The sequence below is a fragment of the Halodurantibacterium flavum genome (assembly GCF_042681825.1).
In the GTDB taxonomy this organism is placed as follows: domain Bacteria; phylum Pseudomonadota; class Alphaproteobacteria; order Rhodobacterales; family Rhodobacteraceae; genus Halodurantibacterium; species Halodurantibacterium flavum.
The window spans coordinates 271,952-291,452 of the sequence record NZ_JBHUGH010000009.1 but is presented as its reverse complement, the minus strand read 5'-3'; the positions used below and the strand labels follow the sequence as shown (position 1 = coordinate 291,452).

The window sequence follows — 19,501 nt, the reverse complement described above, 5'->3', positions numbered from 1 at the left end:
CAGCGGGCATGTCCGGGCCTATGGCAGGGATCGAGGAATGTCTTACCGTGGGGAACCTGCCCCTCGCCATCGAGATACTGGCGGGGCATGCAGCGGAATGTGAGGCGGCTGACCTGCGCGCCCTCGCCCAAAGGATCGCGGCGATGGCGCCGCCGTTGCCCGACATAAGGCTGGGTTTCGATCGACCCACCAACCTTTTCATCGTGACCGAGGCGCGCGCGGCGCAGCCCTGGATCGCGGCGCTTGGGGCGGATCGCCCATGGGAACGGAATGTCGTGCTCATGACCTCCCCCTGCGATGGCGCCGCGCGGGAGGGGTTGAGCGACGCAGGCGCCACGGTCCTCGCCCCCCATTGCGCGGCATTGCATGATCGCTGGGAATGGCTCCGGGCCAGGCTTGATGCTTTTGCTGCGCGGCGCCTTTTTCTGCTGAACGCGCCCGACGACCTCGCCGCATTGCTTGCGCTGCAAGAGGCGGCCACCGGCCGGGACTGCATCGTTCCGCTTTGTGGGCCGTCCCCTTTGGCGAATGTCTGGCCGGGCGCGCTGCATCTTGCGCCGGATGGCGAAACTGCGGCGGCGTTCGCGCGGCTCTGGCCCGATGCGCGCGTGGCCAGGATCGCCGCGCCCCGGGCCGCGGCGCATCGCGGCCGATGGGCACGGTTCCGGCGACGCCTGAAAAACAAGGGTGGGCGAACGGCCCCGGCCCCGGTTTCGGCGGCCCTTTCGGCGGTTCTGGACGGCCCGCCCACGACCCACGGGACGGCCGACGGGGCCGAAGATGCCCTCTTCGACCGCACCTATTACCTTGCCCGGAACCCGGATGTCGCGGCGTCGGGCTGCGACCCGTGGGTTCATTACCTGAGGCACGGCGAGGCCGAGGGACGATGGCCCAACCCGCTCTTCGATCCGGTCTGGTATCGGCGGCGGCTTGGCCGGCCCGCGCAGGGGTCCCTGTTGGGCCATTACGCGCAGCATGGGGAAAGGATGGGCCTGTCGCCGCATCCGCTGTTCGATCCGGTCCTCGCCGCCGGCGAAGCGGATGGAGGATCGGTCCTCGCCGCCTGTCTCGCGGGCAAGATCCGCCAGCCGCATCTTTTCTTCGACCCGGACCACTATGCGCGCCAGCTGCCCGCACCCGAAACCGGCCCCCTTCTGGTTCATTTTCTTGAGGTGGGGGCCGCGGCAGGTCTGTCGCCACATCCCCTTGTGGATCTCCAAACCCTCTGGCGGGGCGCAGGCGCGCCGGAGGGCGTTTCCGCGCTGCGCATCTTTCTCGACTGGATCGGCGGCGACTGGCCGCGCCTTTCGCCCCATCTGCTGTTTGATCCCGCAGGCTTTGAGGAAGAGCGCTGGCACCGCGCCGCGCCCAATCTTTGCTGGGCCGCAATGCTCGCGGGCAATCTGCCGGACTTGCCGCCGCATCCGCTTGTCCTGCCGGGTCATGTGGAAAAACGCCGTCCCGGAACGCTGACCTCGGCCGAGCCGGTGATGCTGGCGCTCGCGCAGGACCGGCTGGGCTGCGACCCGCACCCCTTGATTGACAGCGCGCATATTGGCTCGACCGCACCATGGCTTCGCGCGAGCCGCCTGAGCGCGGCGGAACATTTCATCGCGAACGGGCGCCGCGACAACATCGACCCCCATCCGGCCTTCCGTCAGGCCTATTACAACTTTCACAACCCCGATGTGGCTGCATCGGGGCAGAACCCCTTGCTGCACTACCTGCGCCATGGCGAGGCAGAGGGGCGGCGGCCGCATCCCTCCTTCGATCCGGCGTTTTACAGGACCGCGCATCTGAAGGACCAGCCCGGCGCGCCGCTGCTCCACGCCCTGACCGAGGGGCGCGGATTCTTCCGCCCGCGTCTCGCGGTCTCGCCCTACCACGCGCGGCAAAGCATGGAGGGGGCCCGCCGCGCGCTGGACGATGGCCGGCAAAAGGACGCAGCCCGGCATCTGCACGACGCGCTGCACCCGCCCGACACGGCAGAGCCGCCCGATCTGGTGACTGCGGTGCATCCGGTCGCCGACAGTTTTCCCGGTGCGACGACCGAACTGGCGCCCGCAGCGACCCGGGCCCTGCCGCGCCCCCGGATCGTCTCGCGCCGTCCAATTCATGCGCCGTCGCTGCGTCAGGACCTTCCGCCGGTTCGGGCGGCCTGTTTAGGGGATGTGACGCTGCTGCCCGGGAATGACGGTTTTCTTCTTTCCGACGGGCGCTGGCTCGATTTCAGCCTTGAGGGGTTTGACCCTGAAACCATGTCGCTGCGGGCGAACGGGGCGCTGGCGGCGCTCGGGTCGGGTGGCGCGGCCTTACGTTATTACTCAGGTGGCGCGCCGGTCGAGGCGGGTATTCTGGCGACGGGGACTTATAGCCGGAACTACTGTCACTTCCTGCTCGAGGTTGTGCCCCGCGCCCTTGCTGCCGCGACTCTCGCGCCTGCGGGGGTGCCGCTCCTTGCCGATGACGACATGCCGGATCAGCATCATGAGGCGCTGCGCCTGCTGTTTCCCGATCGCCCGGTGTTGCGGCTCACGCGGCATCAGGCGGTCAGGGTCGGGCGGCTCTGGGCCGCGAACATGCCGAATGTGATGCAGGATGCCTATGCCACCGAGGTGCCGCCGCCCGGCACGGCGCGGTTCCACCCGGCGGCGCTGACCGGCTTGCGCAGGCTTGGCCGGATGCTGGGGCCGTCGCGGACCCCGTCCCGCCTCTTTCTTGCGCGCAAGTCCGGGGTGCGGCGCCTTCTGAACATGCCGGCGCTTTCGGCGCGGCTGGAGGCAGAGGGTTTCGTGGCCGTGGATTTCGCGACGCTTTCCTTCGCGGATCAGGTCCGGCACATGGCAGGGGCACAGATCGTGGTGGCGCCGACCGGTGCGCATCTCGCCAATCTCGTCTTTGCGGGGCCGGAATGCCGGGTCTTCCCGCTCTTTTCCAATGCGCCGGGGACGAATTTCGGCCTCTGGTCCGCGCTGGCCGCAGCGTTGGGGGACGGTCCCGAGGTCACCAACATCGCCGGATGGCGCGTTCCGGGCACCAGTCACGGCCCGGCGGCGCATGAACATTACACGGTGCCCGAGGATCTGGTGCTGCCCCATGTCGCGCGGCCCGAGTTGGAGGAGCGGATGGAGCTTTCCGCCGCGCTCGACGCGCTCTGGCGGGCGAATGACGCGGTGGGCGTGCAGGCTTCGGGCTGGTCCCTGCGCGCGCAGGCCTTCCCGCCGGATCATCTGCCCCGGCTTGCGCGGCTGCGCGACCGCGTGGCGGAGTGTCTGGCCGAGGCGGGGCAGGATGCCATTGACGCCGCCTTTGGCCACCCCTTCTTCGCCAACCCCGGGGCCAATCTTCAATCCGGCCTGATGCTGGCCCAAGGTGGCGCGACCAGAGATGCGGCCCTCGGGGCGATGCGGGCAGGGGCGGTATCGGGGCGCGATCTCCTTCTGGCAATGCTCTGGCTGCAGCCCTGGCAGGATGTGCCGCTGCTCGACCCGGAGAGTTTGCCGGATGCGCATCTGCCGGGCTATCTGGCCTGGATCACCGCGCCGCCATGGCTGTTCCGCGCGGGCGAAGATGCGATCTGGGCAGATTATGCCGGGCGGCTTTTGCACTGGTTCGCCGATGCGCTGGAACGGCCCGACCTGTCGCCCGCGCGGCGTTTCCGGCTGGCGCGCGCGGCGACGGGGCTCGATCTGGGGCAGTTCCTTCTGATCGATGGTGATTACGGCCCGCTCTCCCATGCCCGGAACCGTGTTCTTGCGCTGCTTGCGCCGCAGCACCGGCCGGTTCGTTCGGCGGTCCGCTGTGCCTCGGGTGCTGAGGGGCGGTTGCGTCTGGGGATCATCCTGCGCACCTTCGACAAGGGGCCGGACAGCGAGGCGGGGCTTTCCGCCCTGCTCGGCTTTGACCTGGGCCGGACCGAGATATTCGCCTACTCGGCGGGTTTCACCGACCGCGTCGCGACCGGCGATCCGGGGTTCGAGCGGCGCTTCGACGCGGCGGTCGCGCATCGGCGGCTCTTGCCCCCGGATGCCGCGGGCATTCGCCGGATGATCGCGGCGGACGACCTCGATGTGCTTTTGCTGGCGAATGCGACGACTTTCGGTATCCAGCCGCTCGACCTCGCGCTGTTTCACCGGCTCGCGCCGCGGCAGTTCGCGCTCAATTCGCATCTGCCATTGCCGCCGGGGTTTCCCGGCTTCGACGGGTTCTTGACGGGGCAGGACGACATCGCCCTGCCCGCCGGGCTGCCCGAGCGCGCGATGCGGCTGCCCGGCCCGGTGATCGGCTATCTGACCTCGCTGGAGCCGAGGCCGGATGCCTGTCTCACGCGGGACATGCTCGGTCTGGACGCGGGGGATGTGGTGCTGATGAATGCGGGCTCCCTGTCAAAGCTGCGCCATGGCTGCCTTTCGACGATGATGCGGGCGACCGCGGCCGTGCCCGGGGGCAAGCTTCTTCTGGCGCCGTTCAACCCCGGTTGGGCGGGCCGCCGGCTGGCCCTGCCCTTTCTCCATCAGGTCGAAGAGACCGCCGCGGAGGTCGGGCTCGATCCCGAACGTATTTCGATCCTGTCGGAGCTCACCGTGGCCGAGACCGAGGCCGTGCTTGCGCTCGCCGATCTCTATCTCGCGCCGTTTCCCCATGGCGGAGCGACGATGATGCATCTGGCGCTGATCAACGGCGTGCCGCCGGTGGTGCTGCAACGGCGATCGTCGCGATCCATCGATCAGTTTCTCTTGGCGGCGACAGGTTTTTCCGACCTCATTGCGGCGGATGAGGCAGCTTATGTCGCCCTCGCCGCACGGCTCGGCCGCGACGCCGCGGGTCGTGCAGCCCTTTCTGCGGCTCAGCGCGAGGCGGCGCGAAAACCCGTCCTTGTGGCCAACCCGAACCATTCCAGCGGCCTGCGCGATGCGATCCTGCAGGCCGTATACGATCAGGAGAACCTTTGATGAGGCACGACCTTTCCTGGCCCCGGGGCCCGAGGCTTTCGTTCCGGCCCGTGCGCCCGGGGGACGCGGCCTATATCTGCGGGTTGCGCAACGATCCGGCGATCAACCGGCACCTTTCCGGCCCGGCGGGCAGCGAAGGCGCGCAGCGGGACTGGATCGTCGCCTATCAGGCGCGGGAGGCCAGGGGGCAGGAATACTATTTCATCCTCTGCCATGCCGAGGGCGGTGCCCCCTGCGGAACGGTGCGGATCTATGGGATCGAAGGGTCGCGGTTTACCTGGGGCAGCTGGATCCTCGATGCGGCCAAACCGCCCCGGGCTGCCCTCGAAACCGCGATCCTGCTATACGACTTTGCCTTTGACACCCTTGGCCTGACCGAAGCGCGCTTCGACGTGCGGCGGGAAAACCTCCACACGCTGGCCTTTCACGACCGGTTCGGGGCCGCCCGGCTGGGGGAGGACGGGGCCGATATCTACTTTCGTCTTTCTGCCGAAGACTATGCCAAACTGCGCCCCGGCCTTGCCGCCGCGCTCTGCCCGGATGAAGCTGCATGACATCAGACACCTCGGATATCCTTTTCGTGGGCGGCGCGCCCCGCTCCGGTACGACGGTGCTTCACGCGCTGCTCTGCACCTCGGCCCGGACCTGCCGCTATCACCCGGAGGTGAGCTTCATCCGCCCGCTGGTCGAGACCTATGTGCACGGACTTTCCACCTGGGACGCCCACACCCATGCGTTTTTCGAAAAGAAGGCCCATTTCCACCACCATATGCGGCGCATGACCTCCTGGGCCTTTGACCATGTGTCGACGGTGCTGAAGAACCCGCAGCTGCTTTGCGTCAAGGACCCCTGCATGACCCCGTTCTTTGGCGCGCTGCGCGAGATCATGGGCCAGCGCATCCGCACCGTCACCTCGGTCCGCCATCCCTATGACGTGCTGCGGTCGCGTCAGACAGTGATCGAGCGGCACGGCCAGGGGATGACCGAGGCAATGGCCGACAAGCTCGCGCGGGAATATGTCACGATGTACCGGCATCTGGATGACCCGCGCCTTGAGGGCTGCAGCCTTGTGCTGCGCTATGAGGATCTGGAGCAGCCGGAGACGCTGGAACGGCTTCGGGTCTTCACGGGGCTTGACGATCTTTCGCCGGATGAGATCTGGGCCGAAACGCGCGCCCGCAGCAGCGACGCGGATCAAAGCGCCTGGGGGTCGCCCAAATACCATGCCGCGCTTGACCTGCGGCCTCGTCACACGCCGCTCGACCCGCGATGGCGGGATATTGCGCGTCCGATCTGCGGTCCGCTGATGGCGCAGTTCGGCTATGATCCGGCCTGAGGTGCGGGAATGAAGGTCATTCCTGGGCCGCTGCCGGGGTTGCTCCTGATCGAGCCGAAGCGCCATGGCGATGCGCGCGGCTGGTTCAGCGAAAGCTGGAACCGCGCGCGGCTGGCGGATGCGGGGCTCACCACCCACTTCGTTCAGGATAATGAGTCCTTCTCGCGCCACGCGGGCACGGTCCGGGGGCTCCACTTTCAGGCACCGCCCCATGCGCAGGCAAAGCTGGTGCGCGCGGTCGCGGGGGCGATCCGGGACGTGGTGGTCGATATCCGGAGGGCGTCGCCGGGCTTTGGACAATGGGCCGCGTTCAGGCTTTCGGCGGAAAACGGGCGTCAACTGTTCGTGCCCGAGGGCTTCTTGCACGGCTTTGTCACGGAAACCGACGCGACGCTGGTGCAATACAAATGCAGCGCCCCTTATGCGGCGGCGGCCGAAGGGGCGGTGCGCTTTGACGATTCCAGGCTTGGCATCGACTGGGGGCTGCCGCCCGGCCGCGCGATCCTTTCACCGCGCGATGCGGCCGCCACCCCCTGGGCGGATTTCGTCACGCCGTTCTGAGCGCTTCTCAGTCCTCGCCCTGCGCTTCGGCGCGGCTTTTGCCGGCCACGTCCAGCGCCAGGGTCGCGGCCATGAAGCGGTCGAGATCGCCATCAAGCACGCCCTGCGTGTCCGAGGTTTCGACGCCGGTGCGGAGATCCTTCACCATCTGATAGGGCTGCAGCACATAGGACCGGATCTGGTTGCCCCAACCCGCATCGCCCTTGTTCTCGTGCTGCTCCTGGATCTTTTCCGTCCGCTTGCGGAGTTCAAGTTCATAAAGACGCGATTTCAGGGCGGCCATGGCGTTGGCGCGGTTCTGGTGCTGCGACTTTTCCGAACTCGTCACCACGATCCCGGTGGGAATATGGGTGATCCGCACGGCGGAGTCGGTGGTGTTGACGTGCTGGCCGCCCGCCCCCGACGACCGGTAGGTGTCGACGCGGATCTCGTTCGGCGGGATTTCGATCTCGATATTCTCGTCCACGACCGGATAGACCCAGACCGAACTGAACGAGGTATGCCGCCGCGCCGCGCTGTCATAGGGCGAGATGCGCACCAGTCGGTGCACGCCGCTTTCGGACTTCAGCCAGCCATAGGCATTGGGCCCGCTGATCTTGTAGGCGGCCGAACGGATGCCCGCCTCTTCACCCGCTGTCTCGGACTGAAGCTCGACCTTGTAGCCCTTCTTTTCGGCCCAGCGGACATACATCCGCGCCAGCATCGAGGCCCAGTCGCAGCTTTCCGTGCCGCCGGCGCCTGCGTTGATTTCAAGGAAGGTATCGTTGCCGTCGGCCTCGCCGTTCAGCAGCGCCTCGACCTCTTTCTCGGCGGCACGGGCGGCAAGGCCACGCAGGGCGCCTTCGGCCTCGGTCACGACCTCGGCGTCGTCCTCGGCCTCGCCCAACTCGATCAGTTCGATATTGTCGGCCAGATCCTGGCGGATGCCGTTATAGGTATCCAGCGCGTCCATCAGCATCTGGCGATCGCGCATCAGTTTCTGCGCCTTTGCCGGATCGTTCCAGAGGTCCGGGTCCTCGATCATCGCGTTGAATTCCTCCAGCCGGTGGCTGGCGGTCTCCACATCCAGCCGCTGACCCAGCAGGGTCAGCGACTTTCGGATGGTCTCGACAAGATTCTGTGCCTCGGCACGCATGTCCGGCTCTCTCTTCTTCGGTATCGGCGGGTGATAGCGCGGGCAGCCCGCCCCGGCAAGGTCAGTAGAGACCGCCGGAGCTGAGCGTGCCAAAATCGGACCGTTCGGGGATGACGACATTGCGCCCGGTCGAGGTCGTGACCTCGACTGCGCCGCCACCTTCCGCATTATCCGTCTCGCCGCGCGCGAACAGCGGCAGGTTCTGCCCCATCGCAAAGCCGCCATCCACGATCGCCGCCGCGCCAAAGAGAGGCTCGGCGCCCTGACGGAAATATTCCGCGACGACATGATCGCCGGTCGCATCGTCCGGCAGGCGCGCGCCGGTAAAGCGGTCGATCTTGACGAAATAGCCGCCCGGGGGCACTGCAAAGCGGGTGCCGCCGTATTTCTGGACCGCCTCGGTCATGAAGCTCTGGAACACCGGGCCGCACATGCTGCTGCCATAGGCGCCCTGACCAAGGCTGCGCGGCTGGTCGTAGCCGATATAGCAGCCCGCGACGATGTTCGAGGAATAGCCGATGAACCACACGTCCTTCGCATCGTTCGTGGTGCCGGTCTTGCCCGCGATCGGAACGGGGACGTTGATGCCGCGCCCGGTGCCGCGGGTCATCACGCCCTCCATCATCGAGGTGAGCTGATACGCCGTCACCGGGTCCATCACCCGCTCGCGCTCGGCCACAATATTCGGCGCCTCGCCGGCGGGGATATCGGGCGTGCGGCAGTCGATGCAGCGCCGCTGGTCGTGGCGGTAGATCGTGCGGCCCCAGCGGTCCTGCACCCGGTCGACAAGCGTCGGCTCCACCCTCTCGCCGCCGTTCGCGAACATCGCATAGGCGGCCACCATCTTGAAGAGCGTCGTTTCCTGCGCGCCAAGCGCATTCGACAGGAAGGTACGCATGGGCGAATAGACACCGAAACGCTCAGCATAGTCGCCGACGGTTTCCATGCCGATTTCCTGTGCCATCCGGATGGTCATCAGGTTCCGCGACTGCTCGATCCCGGTGCGGACCGGCGTCGGCCCGTAGAACTGGTTGGTAGAGTTGCGCGGCCGCCACAGACCCTGCGGCGTGTTCACCTCAATGGGCGCGTCGACGACGATCGTCGCTGGCGAATATCCCCGGTCAAGCGCCGCGGCATAGACGAAGGGCTTGAAGCTCGACCCCGGCTGGCGTTGTGCCTGCGTCGCCCGGTTGAAGACCGAATGCTGGTAGGAGAATCCGCCCTGCATGGCGATGACCCGGCCGGTGTTCACGTCCATCGCCATGAAGGCGCCCTGAACCTCGGGCACCTGCCGCAGCGACCAGCGGCGGAAGCTGCCGTCGTCATTCGTGACCTCCCGGACCAGAACGACCTCACCCACCGATACCAGATCGGACGGAACGGTCGCGCGCGGGCCAAGACGTCCGTCAGCCTGCCGCTTGCGCGCCCAGGTCACGTCATCGGCCGGGATGAAATGGCCTTCATCGGTTTCGTCCACGCCCTCGATCCCGATCCGGGCGCGGTTCCCTTCGGTCGAAAGGACGACAGCCGCGTGCCAGCCCGCGACATCGCGCGGCACGTTCGCCGAGGCGAGAGCCGCGCGCCATGTCTCTTCGCTGGCCAGCAACTCGGCGTCGATCATCTGCCGCGTGCCGCGCCAGATCCCCTGCTGCCGGTCAAAACGTTCCAGCCCGTCGCGCAGCGCCCGCGCGGCGACCTCCTGCAACTCGGGATCGACGGTCGCGCGGATCGTCAGGCCGCCGCCAAAGAATTCCTGCTCGCCAAAGGTGCCGGAAAGCTGGCGCCGGATCTCGTCCGAGAAATAGTCGCGCGGCGGAAGGGTGTTGCGGAAGGCGGGGTAATCGCCGTTCTGAACCGTCAGCAGCGGCGCCTCGGCGGCGCGGTCATGCTGTTCCTGGGTGATATAGCCGTTTTCCAGCATCTGGGCCAGAACGTAGTTCCGGCGCGCGATCACGCGGTCGCGGTTGCGCACGGGGTGAAAGTTCGACGGCTGGGTCGGCAGGCCGGCAAGAAACGCAACCTCCTCCAGGCTGAGCTGCGAGAGCGTCTTGTTGAAATAGGTCTGCGCGGCGGCGGCAACGCCATAGGAATTCTGGCCGAGGAAGATCTCGTTCAGGTAGATTTCAAGGATCTTGTCCTTGGGCAATGTCTGCTCGAACCGGGCGGCCAGGATGATCTCCTTGACCTTGCGTTCGGCCGAGCGTGACCCGTCGAGCAGGAAGTTCTTCATCACCTGCTGCGTGATCGTCGAGGCCCCGCGCATGGTTTCGCCGCGCGTCTGAATCGCCTCGACGATGGCGGCGCCGATGCCGCGCACGTCATAGCCGTGATGCGTGTAGAAATTCTTGTCTTCCGCCGAGATGAACGCCTCTTTGACGATATCGGGGATTTCCTCGATCGGCAGGAAGATGCGACGTTCCTGGGCGAATTCGTCCATGAGCGCGCCTTCGCCGGAATAGATCCGGCTGATCGTGGGCGGGGTATACTGGGCCAGCTGTTCATGGCTGGGCAGGTCGCGGCTGTAGATCCAGATTACCGCGCCCGCGGCTACTGCCGCAAAGAACAGGCCGATCGTGATCCAGCTGAAGATCGCCCCCAAGAAGGACAGGATGAAGCGTAGCACGGATTCCCCCGGGTCAATGTCGGCACTATATAGCCCCCGCCCGCGCCGGGGTCAAAGCCGCAGGGTCGCGCAACCGGCGCTTTCAGGGTCCGGCCCGGTCACAATCAGCGGCGCAGCCCCTCCTGCGCGGCGGCGTCTTGCACCCGCCAGTCCTGCAATCCGGCGATGATACCCTCGGCCATCTGGGCGCGCCAGCTGGGGCTGCGCAGGCGCGCAAGGTCGGCATCGTTCGACATGAAGCCCAGTTCGATCAGGACTGAAGGGATATCCGCTGCCCGCAGAACCGAGAAATTCGCCTGCAACAGCGGGCGTTTGTGCATGGGGCCGGCATGGGCCTCGATCCGCGTCGCGAGCGCATCGGCCAGCCGGTCGGTCCGGGGCGAGGTCTCGGTCCGGGCCATCGACAGAAGAACCTGCGCGACCAGATCGTCATGCGCGCCCAGATCGAGCCCCGCCAGAAGGTCCGCCCGGTCGTGCCGTTCCGCGAGGCTCGCCGATGCCGCGTCCGAGGCATCCTCGGCAAGTGTATAGATCGTGGTCCCGGACGCATCGCCATCGGCCAGCGCATCCGCATGGAGCGACAGGAACACATCTGCGCCGGCGGCGCGTGCGATGCTCTGCCGGGCCTCCAGCGGGACAAAGACGTCGGCTTCCCGGGTCAGCACCACGCGGAAATCGCCCGCGCGCAGCATGTATTCCTTCAGTTCCCGCGCGAAGGTCAGCATCAGATGCGCCTCGCGCAGGCCGCCACGCTCGGCCCCCGGGTCGATCCCCCCATGGCCGGGGTCGAGCGCCACGACAAGCGGGCGCCCGCCGTGCTGGCGCGAGACGGCCCGCCCCTCGGTCACGGCGCGGCGCGGCAGGCCCCACAGGACTTCCTCGGCCGTGCCGGCATTGGCCAGAAACTCCGGCAGGGGCACGGGGCGCAGTTCAAGGTTCAGCCGTGCAAGATCGCCCTCGCGCTGCGTCGCCGCGGTTCGCACGCCCCAAGGGCCGTCAAGCTCAATGACCATGCGCGCCCAGCCGTCCGGCGCCTCGCCGATCCGCAGGCCGGTCACACCGCGGCTGACGCCGTCCATCAGCAGGGCCGGGTCAAGCCCGTTCCAGTCGAGCCCCTCCAACTCGACCACCAGACGGGGCGGGTCCTGGACCGTGCGCAGGCGATAGGCCACAGGCGCGCCAAGGCCGAGCGTGAGCCGGATCGCCCTGCGCCCGGCGTCGAGCGTGCTTGCGGCGGGCTCTGCTCTGACGGTGGCCGGTGCCTGGGCCAGCGAGGGCGCCGCCCAGACAGTAAGCGCCGCGATCAGCGCCGCGCGCCGGAATATCCGCAAACTGCTCATCAACACTGCCTCATTGGCCACTCGCGGGCCTTTGGGAGAAGGATAGCCGTTCGGGACTGCGCTGCAAAGGCCCGTCAGCGCCGCGCCATGAACTCGGTCAGCCGCCGCAACCCTTCGGCAATGTCGGCCGTCGCCCGCGCATAGGAAAAGCGCAGCGTTCCTGCCCCGCGATGGGGATCGAAGTCGAGCCCGGGGGTAACGGCCACCCCGGCCTTCTCAAGGATCTCCGCCGCCAGCGCCCGGCTGTCATGCGTCAGCTCCGACACATCGGCATAGACGTAAAACGCCCCGTCGGGCGGCGCGATCCGGGTAAAGCCGGCTTTCGGCAGCCCGTCGAGCATCAGGCGCCGGTTCTCGGCATAAACGGCGCGGTTGGCTTCAAGCTCCGCGGTGCAATCGAGCGCCGCCAGCGCGGCGATCTGGCTGGCATGGGGCGGGCAGATGAACATGTTCTGCGCCAGTCGTTCGACCGTGCGGATATGATCCTCGGGCACCACCATCCAGCCGATCCGCCATCCCGTCATGGAGAAATACTTGGAGAAGGAGTTGATGACATAGACGTCGTCGCTGATTTCCAGCGCGCTGACGGCGCGGCCTTCGTAGTGCAGGCCGTGATATATCTCGTCCGAGATGAAGCTGATCCCGCGTTCGGCGCAAGTTTGGATCAGGGCCGACAGCGCATCATGGCCCAGCATCGTGCCGGACGGGTTGCCGGGCGAGGCGACGATAAGGCCGTCCAGACCGTCCGGCAGATCGGCGGGCGTCGGCTGGAGCCGGTTCGCGGCCGAGGTCGCGATCCCGACCGGGGAAAGCGACAGCGCGCGCAGGATCTGCCGGTAGGACGGATATCCCGGCTCCCCCAGTCCCACCCGGGCGCCCGCATCGAAAAGCGCGGTGAAGGCCAAGAGAAACGCGCCCGATGACCCCGAGGTCACGACGACACGCGCCGGGTCGAGATCGACGCCATACCAGGTCTTGTAAAGCGCGGCGATCCCGGCGCGAAGTTCTGGCAGACCCAGCGCGACCGTATATCCCAGCGGTCCGCGCGCCATCGCGGCGGTCAGTGCTTCGCGGGCGGCGGCGGGTGCAGGCGTGCCGGGTTGTCCCACCTCCATGTGGATGATGTGGCGGCCGGCCTCTTCGGCGCGGCGGGCGGCCTCCATTACATCCATCACGATAAAGGGATCGACTGTCCCACGGCTTGATCGTTTCATGCCCGGTCTCCTATCCTGCCGCGACCTCTTGGCAGCCCCTCTGCCAGAGGTCAACCTTGCGCCCCGGGCGTTTTGCCGCGATGGTGCCGCCGGACCCGGACGGGAGAGATGATGATGAAACGGACTTGGCTGACACCCCGCGCGGCGGCTGCGGCGCTTTCGGGGGTATTGCTGGCGGCGCCCGCCGGAGCCTTCGACATCGGGGCCATGACCGAGGCCGAACGCGATGCCTTTGGCGAGGCGGTTCGCGGCTATCTGATGGAAAACCCGGAGGTGCTGGTCGAGGCGATCACCGTGCTCGAACAGCGCCAGTTCGAGCAGCAGGCCGGCGACGATCAGGCGCTGATCGCGATGAATGCGGAACAGATCTTTACCGATGGCCATTCCTGGGTCGGGGGAAATTCGGACGGCGATGTGACGGTCGTGGTGTTCATGGATTACCGCTGCGGCTTTTGTCGTCAGGCGCATCCGGAAACCGAGGCGCTGGTCGCGGGTGACGGCAATATCCGCTATGTGCTCAAGGAGTTTCCGATCCTTGGCGAACAGTCGCTCCTTGCATCGCGCTTCGCCATCTCCGTGCATCAGATGGAGGGGGACGAGGCCTACAAGCGCGCCCATGACGCGCTGATGGAGATGCGTGGCGATGTGACTATCGAGTCGCTGCAGCGGCTTGCGACCGAGCTGGGGCATGACGGCCCCTCGCTCGTTTCCCACATGAACACCGAGGCGGTGAACCGCATCCTGCGGGAAAATGCCCAGCTTGCCGAACAACTCCGCATCAGCGGGACGCCGACCTTCATCGTCGACGACCAGATGGTGCGTGGCTACGTGCCGCTGGAGGGGATGGAGCAGATCGTGGCCGCGGCGCGGGAGGAATAGCCCGCCGGGGAATTTCCCCGGCCCCAATTTTCCTGCCATCTCGCGGCGGATCGAGAGATCGGCTCTTGCGCCCCGTTATTCCGCCGCGTGGCTCGGCTGGTCCTCGCTGGCTTCGGCCTCGATCCGGGCGGCGCGTTCTTCCACCAGTTCCACGATGTGGTCGATCATCTGATCGTTGGTCATCTTGTGGCTTTGCTTGCCCGCGAGATAGACCATCCCCGACCCTGCCCCGCCGCCGGTAAAGCCGATATCGGTCATCAGCGCCTCACCCGGCCCGTTCACGACGCAGCCGATGATCGACAGGCTCATCGAGGTGGTGACATGGGCCAGCCGGTCCTCCAGCGCGGAAACGGTCTTGATCACGTCGAAGCCCTGACGCGCGCAGGACGGGCATGAGATGATCGTGACGCCGCGGTGGCGCAGACCCAGCGATTTCAGGATCTCATAGCCGACCTTGACCTCTTCCACCGGATCGGCCGAGAGGCTGACGCGGATCGTGTCGCCGATCCCCATCCACAAGAGGTTCCCCAGACCGATTGCCGATTTGACGGTTCCCGAGACGAGGCCCCCGGCCTCGGTGATGCCCAGATGGATCGGTGCGTCGGTCGCCTCGGCAAGCTGCTGATAGGCGGCGGCGGCAAGGAACACGTCGCTCGCCTTCACGCTGATCTTGTATTCGTGGAAATCGTTGTCCTGCAGGATGCGGATATGGTCGAGCCCACTTTCGACCATTGCCTCCGGGCACGGCTCGCCGTATTTCTCCAGCAGATGCCGTTCAAGACTGCCCGCGTTCACGCCGATGCGGATGGAACAGCCGTGGTCCTTTGCCGCACGGATGACCTCGCGCACACGGTCGGCGCTGCCGATATTGCCGGGGTTGATGCGTAGGCAGGCGGCACCGGCCTCGGCGGCCTCGATGGCGCGCTTGTAGTGGAAATGGATGTCCGCGACGATCGGCACCGGGCTTTCGGCGACGATCTCGCGCAGGGCGCGGGTGCTCGATTCATCCGGAGTCGAAACGCGGACGATATCGGCGCCCGCGACGGCACAGCGCTGCACCTGCTCGATCGTCGCCTTGACGTCCGAGGTGTCGGTGTTCGTCATGGTCTGGACCGAGATCGGCGCGTCCCCGCCCACCGCGACCTTGCCCACATGGATCTGCCGCGACGGGCGGCGATGAATGCTGCGCCAGGGGCGCACCGGGTTCAGCGACATGGATCAGCCTTCAAGGTTGCAGCCCCGACCGGGGCAGTCCGGATTCGACAAGAACAGAGATAATGCAGCAGGCGCGCGGGAACAACCGGGCGAACCATCACGCCCACCCCTGAGCGCTCATTCGGCTGGCTGCGCCTCGGCCAGCGCGATGAACCGCGCGAGTTCGGGATCGGCATTCAGATCGGCGACCTCATAGCGTTCGGTCAGTGCATCGACCGACAGCACCACGCTGCGCGCCACATTCGCGCCGGGCGCCGAGGGGCCATAGGTTTCGCCGTTCACTGCAAAGAAGACGGACCCGGAATTGCCCGCGCGCAGGATCGGCGGCTCTTCGGTCGCGGGGACGACAAAACGTTCACCCGCATCGAGGATCTTTTCCAGCAGAATCGTGCCATTGGCCGCCTGCACCCGGACCCATGCGGGGCGGATCGCAAAGATGGCGAGTTCGGGCGGCGGCGGCTCGACCACCTGCGGCGGTTCCGGTTCATCGGGCTCGACGTTGAGGCCCGCGATCTGCACCGCCTCGGCCAAGGTTCCATAGCGGTTCGGGTCGATGGAGGCGATCGGCCCGTCGCGCGACACCACGACCGGCACATCAAGCGCCTGCGGACGGTAAAGACGGTCAAGCGCGTCGGGATTGGGCAGAGCCAGTTGTTCCTCATCCGAGGTGACGTCCGGCAGCCGGATCGCGGCGGCAAGCGGATCGAGTTCCGCGATCACCCCCGGCGCCTGTTCGACCGGCGCAAGCTGAACGCGCTGGACCTCTTGCAGGACGGACCAGCCGCCATAACCGATCGCCCCGATCAACAGGAGCAGGACGAGCACCGACCCGATTGCACCCGGTTGAAGCCCTGCGAAAACCCGTTCCTTGCGGGGAACGAAGACGGTGCGCGAGTTGGTGAAGGGATCATGTTCCCGTGGCGTACTGCGCTGCTGCACCGACCCGAGCGGCGACGGGCTGGCGGACCGCGGCGCGGCGATATTCGCCTCGGCGCAGAACTTGGCATAGGCCCATTCGGGGTCCATCCCCAGATAGCGGGCATAGGACCGCACGTAACCCGCGACAAAGCCGGGGGTCGCAAAGGCGCCGATATCGCAATTCTCGATTGCGGCGACATGCGTGGCCTTGATCTTGAGTTCGCGCTGAACGTCGAGCAGCGATTTTCCCAAGGTGGCGCGCTCACCGCGCATGAGGTCGCCAAGCCGCAGGTCGAAATCGTCAAAGCCCTTCGGCTTTTCGTCTTTCGCCGCGGGAGGTTCCACCTTCCACCGGATCATATATTCTGCCCCACGCTTGCCGTTATTCGCGGCGAAGAGGTCGAGAATCGGACCACACCAGCCGCGCTTGGTCCATGCCTAACACACGCAAAGGTGTTTTGCACCTGCGAGAACGGTTATGCGGACAATTCGGCGCGATTTAGCGCACAATGGGACCAGAGCCTGTCCATGGCGCGGACAAGGTGGTCGGTCATCGGTCCGTCATGCACCGGCGAGGGCGTGAACCGCAGCCGTTCCGTGCCACGCGGAACGGTGGGGAAGTTGATCGGCTGCACGTAGATCCCGAAGTCTTCCAGCAGCCTGTCCGACAGCATCTTGCACTTGACCGGGTTGCCCACATGCACCGGCACGATATGCGACCCATGGTCGATGATCGGCAAACCCAGCGCCCGGAGCCGCATCTTGAGCGTCTTTGCCCGCTGCTGGTGCAGATCGCGCAGGGCGCCATCGGTCTTCAGATGCCGGACCGAGGCCGCCGCCCCGGCTGCAACCGCCGGTGGAAGCGAGGTGGTGAAGATGAAGCCGGGCGCATAGGACCGGATCGCATCCACCATCCGCGCGCTGGCGGCGATATAGCCGCCAAAGACGCCGTAGGCCTTGCCCAGCGTTCCGTTGATGATATCCACCCGCTGCATCAGCCCGTCACGTTCCGCGACGCCGCCACCGCGCGGCCCATACATCCCGACCGCGTGAACCTCATCCAGATAGGTGAGCGCGCCGAATTCCTCGGCCAGATCGCAGATCTCGCGGATCGGGCCGAAATCGCCATCCATCGAGTAGATCGATTCAAAGGCGATGACGATCGGGCGGCCGGGCGTGATCCCCTCAAGGATCTCGCGCAGATGAGCGACATCGTTATGGCGGAAGATGTGCTTCTCGCAGCCGCCCCGGCGAATCCCCTGGATCATCGAGGCGTGATTGAGCGCATCCGAAACGATCACCAGATCGGGGAAAAGCAGCGGAAGCGTCGAAAGCGTCGCATCGTTGGCGATATAGGCCGAGGTAAAGACCAGCGCGGCCTCCTTGCCATGCAGGTCGGCCAGTTCGGCCTCCAGCCGCTTGTGATAAACCGTGGTGCCCGAGATGTTGCGCGTCCCGCCCGACCCGGCGCCCGTGGCCTCGATCGCCTCCTTCATCGCGGCAAGGACGACCGGGTGTTGCCCCATCCCCAGATAGTCGTTGCCGCACCAGACGGTGATCTCCTGCTCGGACCCGTCGGGTTTGCGCCAGACCGCGCGGGGAAAGGCCCCTTTCCGCCGCTCGATATCGATGAAGGTGCGATAGCGCCCTTCCTCGTGCAGGCGGTTGAGGGCGGTGTCGAGCGCGTTCACATAGTCCAAGTTCGTTCTCCCTGGCCGGGTCGCTGGGGCATAGGGCCTTCGCAAGCTGCTGGGGCAAGGTAAGCCGCATTTTTATCTCTGTGCCTTGATATGTGTCAAATACGTCAAAGCAAAGGCGCAAATTGCCGCGTCCACCAAAAGGACGGGCGAAAGGAAGGGGTTGTGGCGGCTCTGGACAGTGCGGCCGGGGCTGATAGGCTCTGGCGCTGACATGCCACCCGAAGGAATTCGCCATGACCGACAGCCGCCTTGACCCCGTCCTCGCCCGGATCGACGAGACCCTGCCCGAGGCGACGGACCGGCTGATGGAGCTGCTGCGCATCCCCTCGATCTCGACCGATCCGGACTACAAGGCCGAATGCCGGCGCGCGGCGGACTGGCTGGTCGAGGATCTGAAGGGCATCGGGTTCGATGCCGCGACCCGCCCTACCCCGGGGCATCCGATGGTGATGGGCAAGGCCGGCGCCGGCGACCGGCATCTTCTGTTCTATGGCCACTACGATGTGCAGCCGGTCGACCCGCTGTCGCTCTGGGATCGCGACCCGTTCGATCCGCAGATCGATGAGACGGCAAAAGGCCGGGTGATCCGTGGCCGCGGCGCATCGGACGACAAGGGACAGCTGATGACCTTTGTCGAGGCCTGCCGCGCCTGGAAGGCAGTCCATGGCAGCCTGCCCGCGCGGATCACCCTTTTCTTCGAGGGGGAGGAGGAATCCGGTTCGCCGAGCCTCGTGCCCTTCATGAAGGAACATGCCGCCGAGCTGCAGGCCGATGTCGCGCTGATCTGCGACACCGGGCTTTTCGGCGACAGCACGCCCGCCATCGTCACCATGCTGCGCGGCCTTCTGGGTGAGGAGATCACGATCACCGGCCCGTCCAAGGACCTTCATTCCGGCATGTATGGCGGTATCGCGATGAACCCGATCCGGGTCCTCTCGCGGATCATCGCCGCCCTGCATGACGAAAACGGGCGCGTCACGGTCCCGGGCTTCTACGACGGCGTTCCGGAACTGCCGGCCGATGTCGCGGCGCAGTGGCAGGCGCTCGATTTCGACGCGGGTGGCTTTCTGGGCGAGGTGGGGCTGGGCAATCCCGCAGGGGAACAGGACCGCTCGCCGCTCGAAATGATCTGGTCGCGCCCGACTTGCGAGGTGAACGGGATCACCGGCGGCTATACCGGCGCGGGGTTCAAGACCGTTCTGCCGTCGAAGGCCAGCGCCAAGATCAGCTTCCGCCTGGTGGGCCAGCAGGATCCGGCGCGCATCCGTGAAAGCTTCCGCGCGCTCGTCCGGTCGATGCTGCCCCCCGATTGCACGGTGGACTTCGCCGACCATTCCGCCTCGCCCGCCAGCCAGATGGAGATATCGGGCCCGATGTTCGAGGCGGCCCGTGGCGCGCTGTCGGATGAATGGCCAAAGCCCGCCGCCTATGTGGGTTGCGGCGGGTCGATCCCCATTGCCGGGTATTTCAAGACGCTGCTCGGAATGGATGCGATGCTGATCGGTTTCGGCAAGGATGACGACCAGATCCATTCCCCGAACGAGAAATACGATCTGGAGAGCTTTCACAAAGGCATCCGCAGCTGGGCGCGCGTTCTCGACGCGCTGTCACGCTGAGGCCGGTCCGCT

At 66.4% G+C, this 19,501-nt stretch carries 13 protein-coding genes; 6 read left to right on the top strand and 7 right to left on the bottom strand.

Annotated elements, in window-relative coordinates:
• Positions 1-8 precede the first annotated feature (8 nt).
• The 4 genes from ACFSGJ_RS12060 to rfbC are packed head-to-tail and all read left to right on the top strand — an operon-like array spanning position 9 to position 6,849.
• Entirely contained in the window at positions 9-4,952 is a 4,944-nt protein-coding gene (locus tag ACFSGJ_RS12060; protein ID WP_390261967.1) for a glycosyltransferase 61 family protein, read from the top strand.
• A complete protein-coding gene (locus ACFSGJ_RS12055; RefSeq protein WP_390261964.1) occupies positions 4,952-5,506 on the top strand; it encodes a GNAT family N-acetyltransferase in 555 nt (184 codons plus the stop codon). The genes ACFSGJ_RS12060 and ACFSGJ_RS12055 overlap by 1 nt, the downstream gene beginning before the upstream one ends.
• Entirely contained in the window at positions 5,503-6,288 is a 786-nt protein-coding gene (locus tag ACFSGJ_RS12050; RefSeq protein ID WP_390261961.1) for a sulfotransferase family protein, read from the top strand. Before ACFSGJ_RS12055 ends, ACFSGJ_RS12050 begins: the two co-directional genes overlap by 4 nt.
• A 9-nt stretch (positions 6,289-6,297) precedes the next feature.
• Positions 6,298-6,849: a dTDP-4-dehydrorhamnose 3,5-epimerase gene (gene rfbC, locus ACFSGJ_RS12045; RefSeq protein WP_390261958.1), complete on the top strand. Its 552-nt coding sequence runs from the start codon at positions 6,298-6,300 to the stop codon at positions 6,847-6,849.
• A 7-nt stretch (positions 6,850-6,856) separates the two neighbouring features.
• Here rfbC and prfB read toward each other — a convergent pair whose 3' ends face one another.
• The 4 genes from prfB to ACFSGJ_RS12025 all read right to left on the bottom strand — a co-directional run bounded on the left by prfB (position 6,857) and on the right by ACFSGJ_RS12025 (position 13,161).
• A complete protein-coding gene (prfB, locus tag ACFSGJ_RS12040; RefSeq protein ID WP_390261956.1) occupies positions 6,857-7,984 on the bottom strand; it encodes a peptide chain release factor 2 in 1,128 nt (375 codons plus the stop codon).
• Positions 7,985-8,045: 61 nt separating this feature from the next.
• Entirely contained in the window at positions 8,046-10,607 is a 2,562-nt protein-coding gene (locus tag ACFSGJ_RS12035; RefSeq protein WP_390261953.1) for a penicillin-binding protein 1A, read from the bottom strand.
• 104 nt (positions 10,608-10,711) lie between these two features.
• Positions 10,712-11,947: an N-acetylmuramoyl-L-alanine amidase gene (locus tag ACFSGJ_RS12030; protein WP_390261950.1), complete on the bottom strand. Its 1,236-nt coding sequence runs from the start codon at positions 11,945-11,947 to the stop codon at positions 10,712-10,714.
• 74 nt (positions 11,948-12,021) lie between these two features.
• Positions 12,022-13,161, bottom strand: a complete 1,140-nt coding sequence (locus tag ACFSGJ_RS12025) for a pyridoxal phosphate-dependent aminotransferase (RefSeq protein ID WP_390261947.1) — start codon at positions 13,159-13,161, stop codon at positions 12,022-12,024.
• A 111-nt stretch (positions 13,162-13,272) separates the two neighbouring features.
• Between ACFSGJ_RS12025 and ACFSGJ_RS12020 the strand changes: the two genes are divergently transcribed.
• A complete protein-coding gene (locus tag ACFSGJ_RS12020; RefSeq protein WP_390261945.1) occupies positions 13,273-14,040 on the top strand; it encodes a DsbA family protein in 768 nt (255 codons plus the stop codon).
• 75 nt (positions 14,041-14,115) lie between these two features.
• Here ACFSGJ_RS12020 and ispG read toward each other — a convergent pair whose 3' ends face one another.
• The 3 genes from ispG to hemA form a co-directional block, all read right to left on the bottom strand.
• Positions 14,116-15,255 (bottom strand): flavodoxin-dependent (E)-4-hydroxy-3-methylbut-2-enyl-diphosphate synthase, encoded by a 1,140-nt coding sequence (gene ispG, locus ACFSGJ_RS12015; protein WP_390261942.1) that lies wholly within the window; start codon positions 15,253-15,255, stop codon positions 14,116-14,118.
• A gap of 117 nt (positions 15,256-15,372) precedes the next feature.
• Complete coding sequence (locus ACFSGJ_RS12010) at positions 15,373-16,533, bottom strand: helix-turn-helix domain-containing protein (RefSeq protein ID WP_390261939.1); 1,161 nt, start codon at positions 16,531-16,533, stop codon at positions 15,373-15,375.
• Positions 16,534-16,649: 116 nt separating this feature from the next.
• Positions 16,650-17,873, bottom strand: coding sequence for a 5-aminolevulinate synthase (gene hemA / locus ACFSGJ_RS12005; protein ID WP_390261936.1), 1,224 nt, complete (start codon positions 17,871-17,873; stop codon positions 16,650-16,652).
• 233 nt (positions 17,874-18,106) lie between these two features.
• On the opposite strand from hemA, the gene ACFSGJ_RS12000 reads away from it, so the two are divergent.
• Positions 18,107-19,489, top strand: a complete 1,383-nt coding sequence (locus ACFSGJ_RS12000) for a M20/M25/M40 family metallo-hydrolase (RefSeq protein ID WP_390261934.1) — start codon at positions 18,107-18,109, stop codon at positions 19,487-19,489.
• The last annotated feature ends 12 nt before the right edge of the window (positions 19,490-19,501 follow it).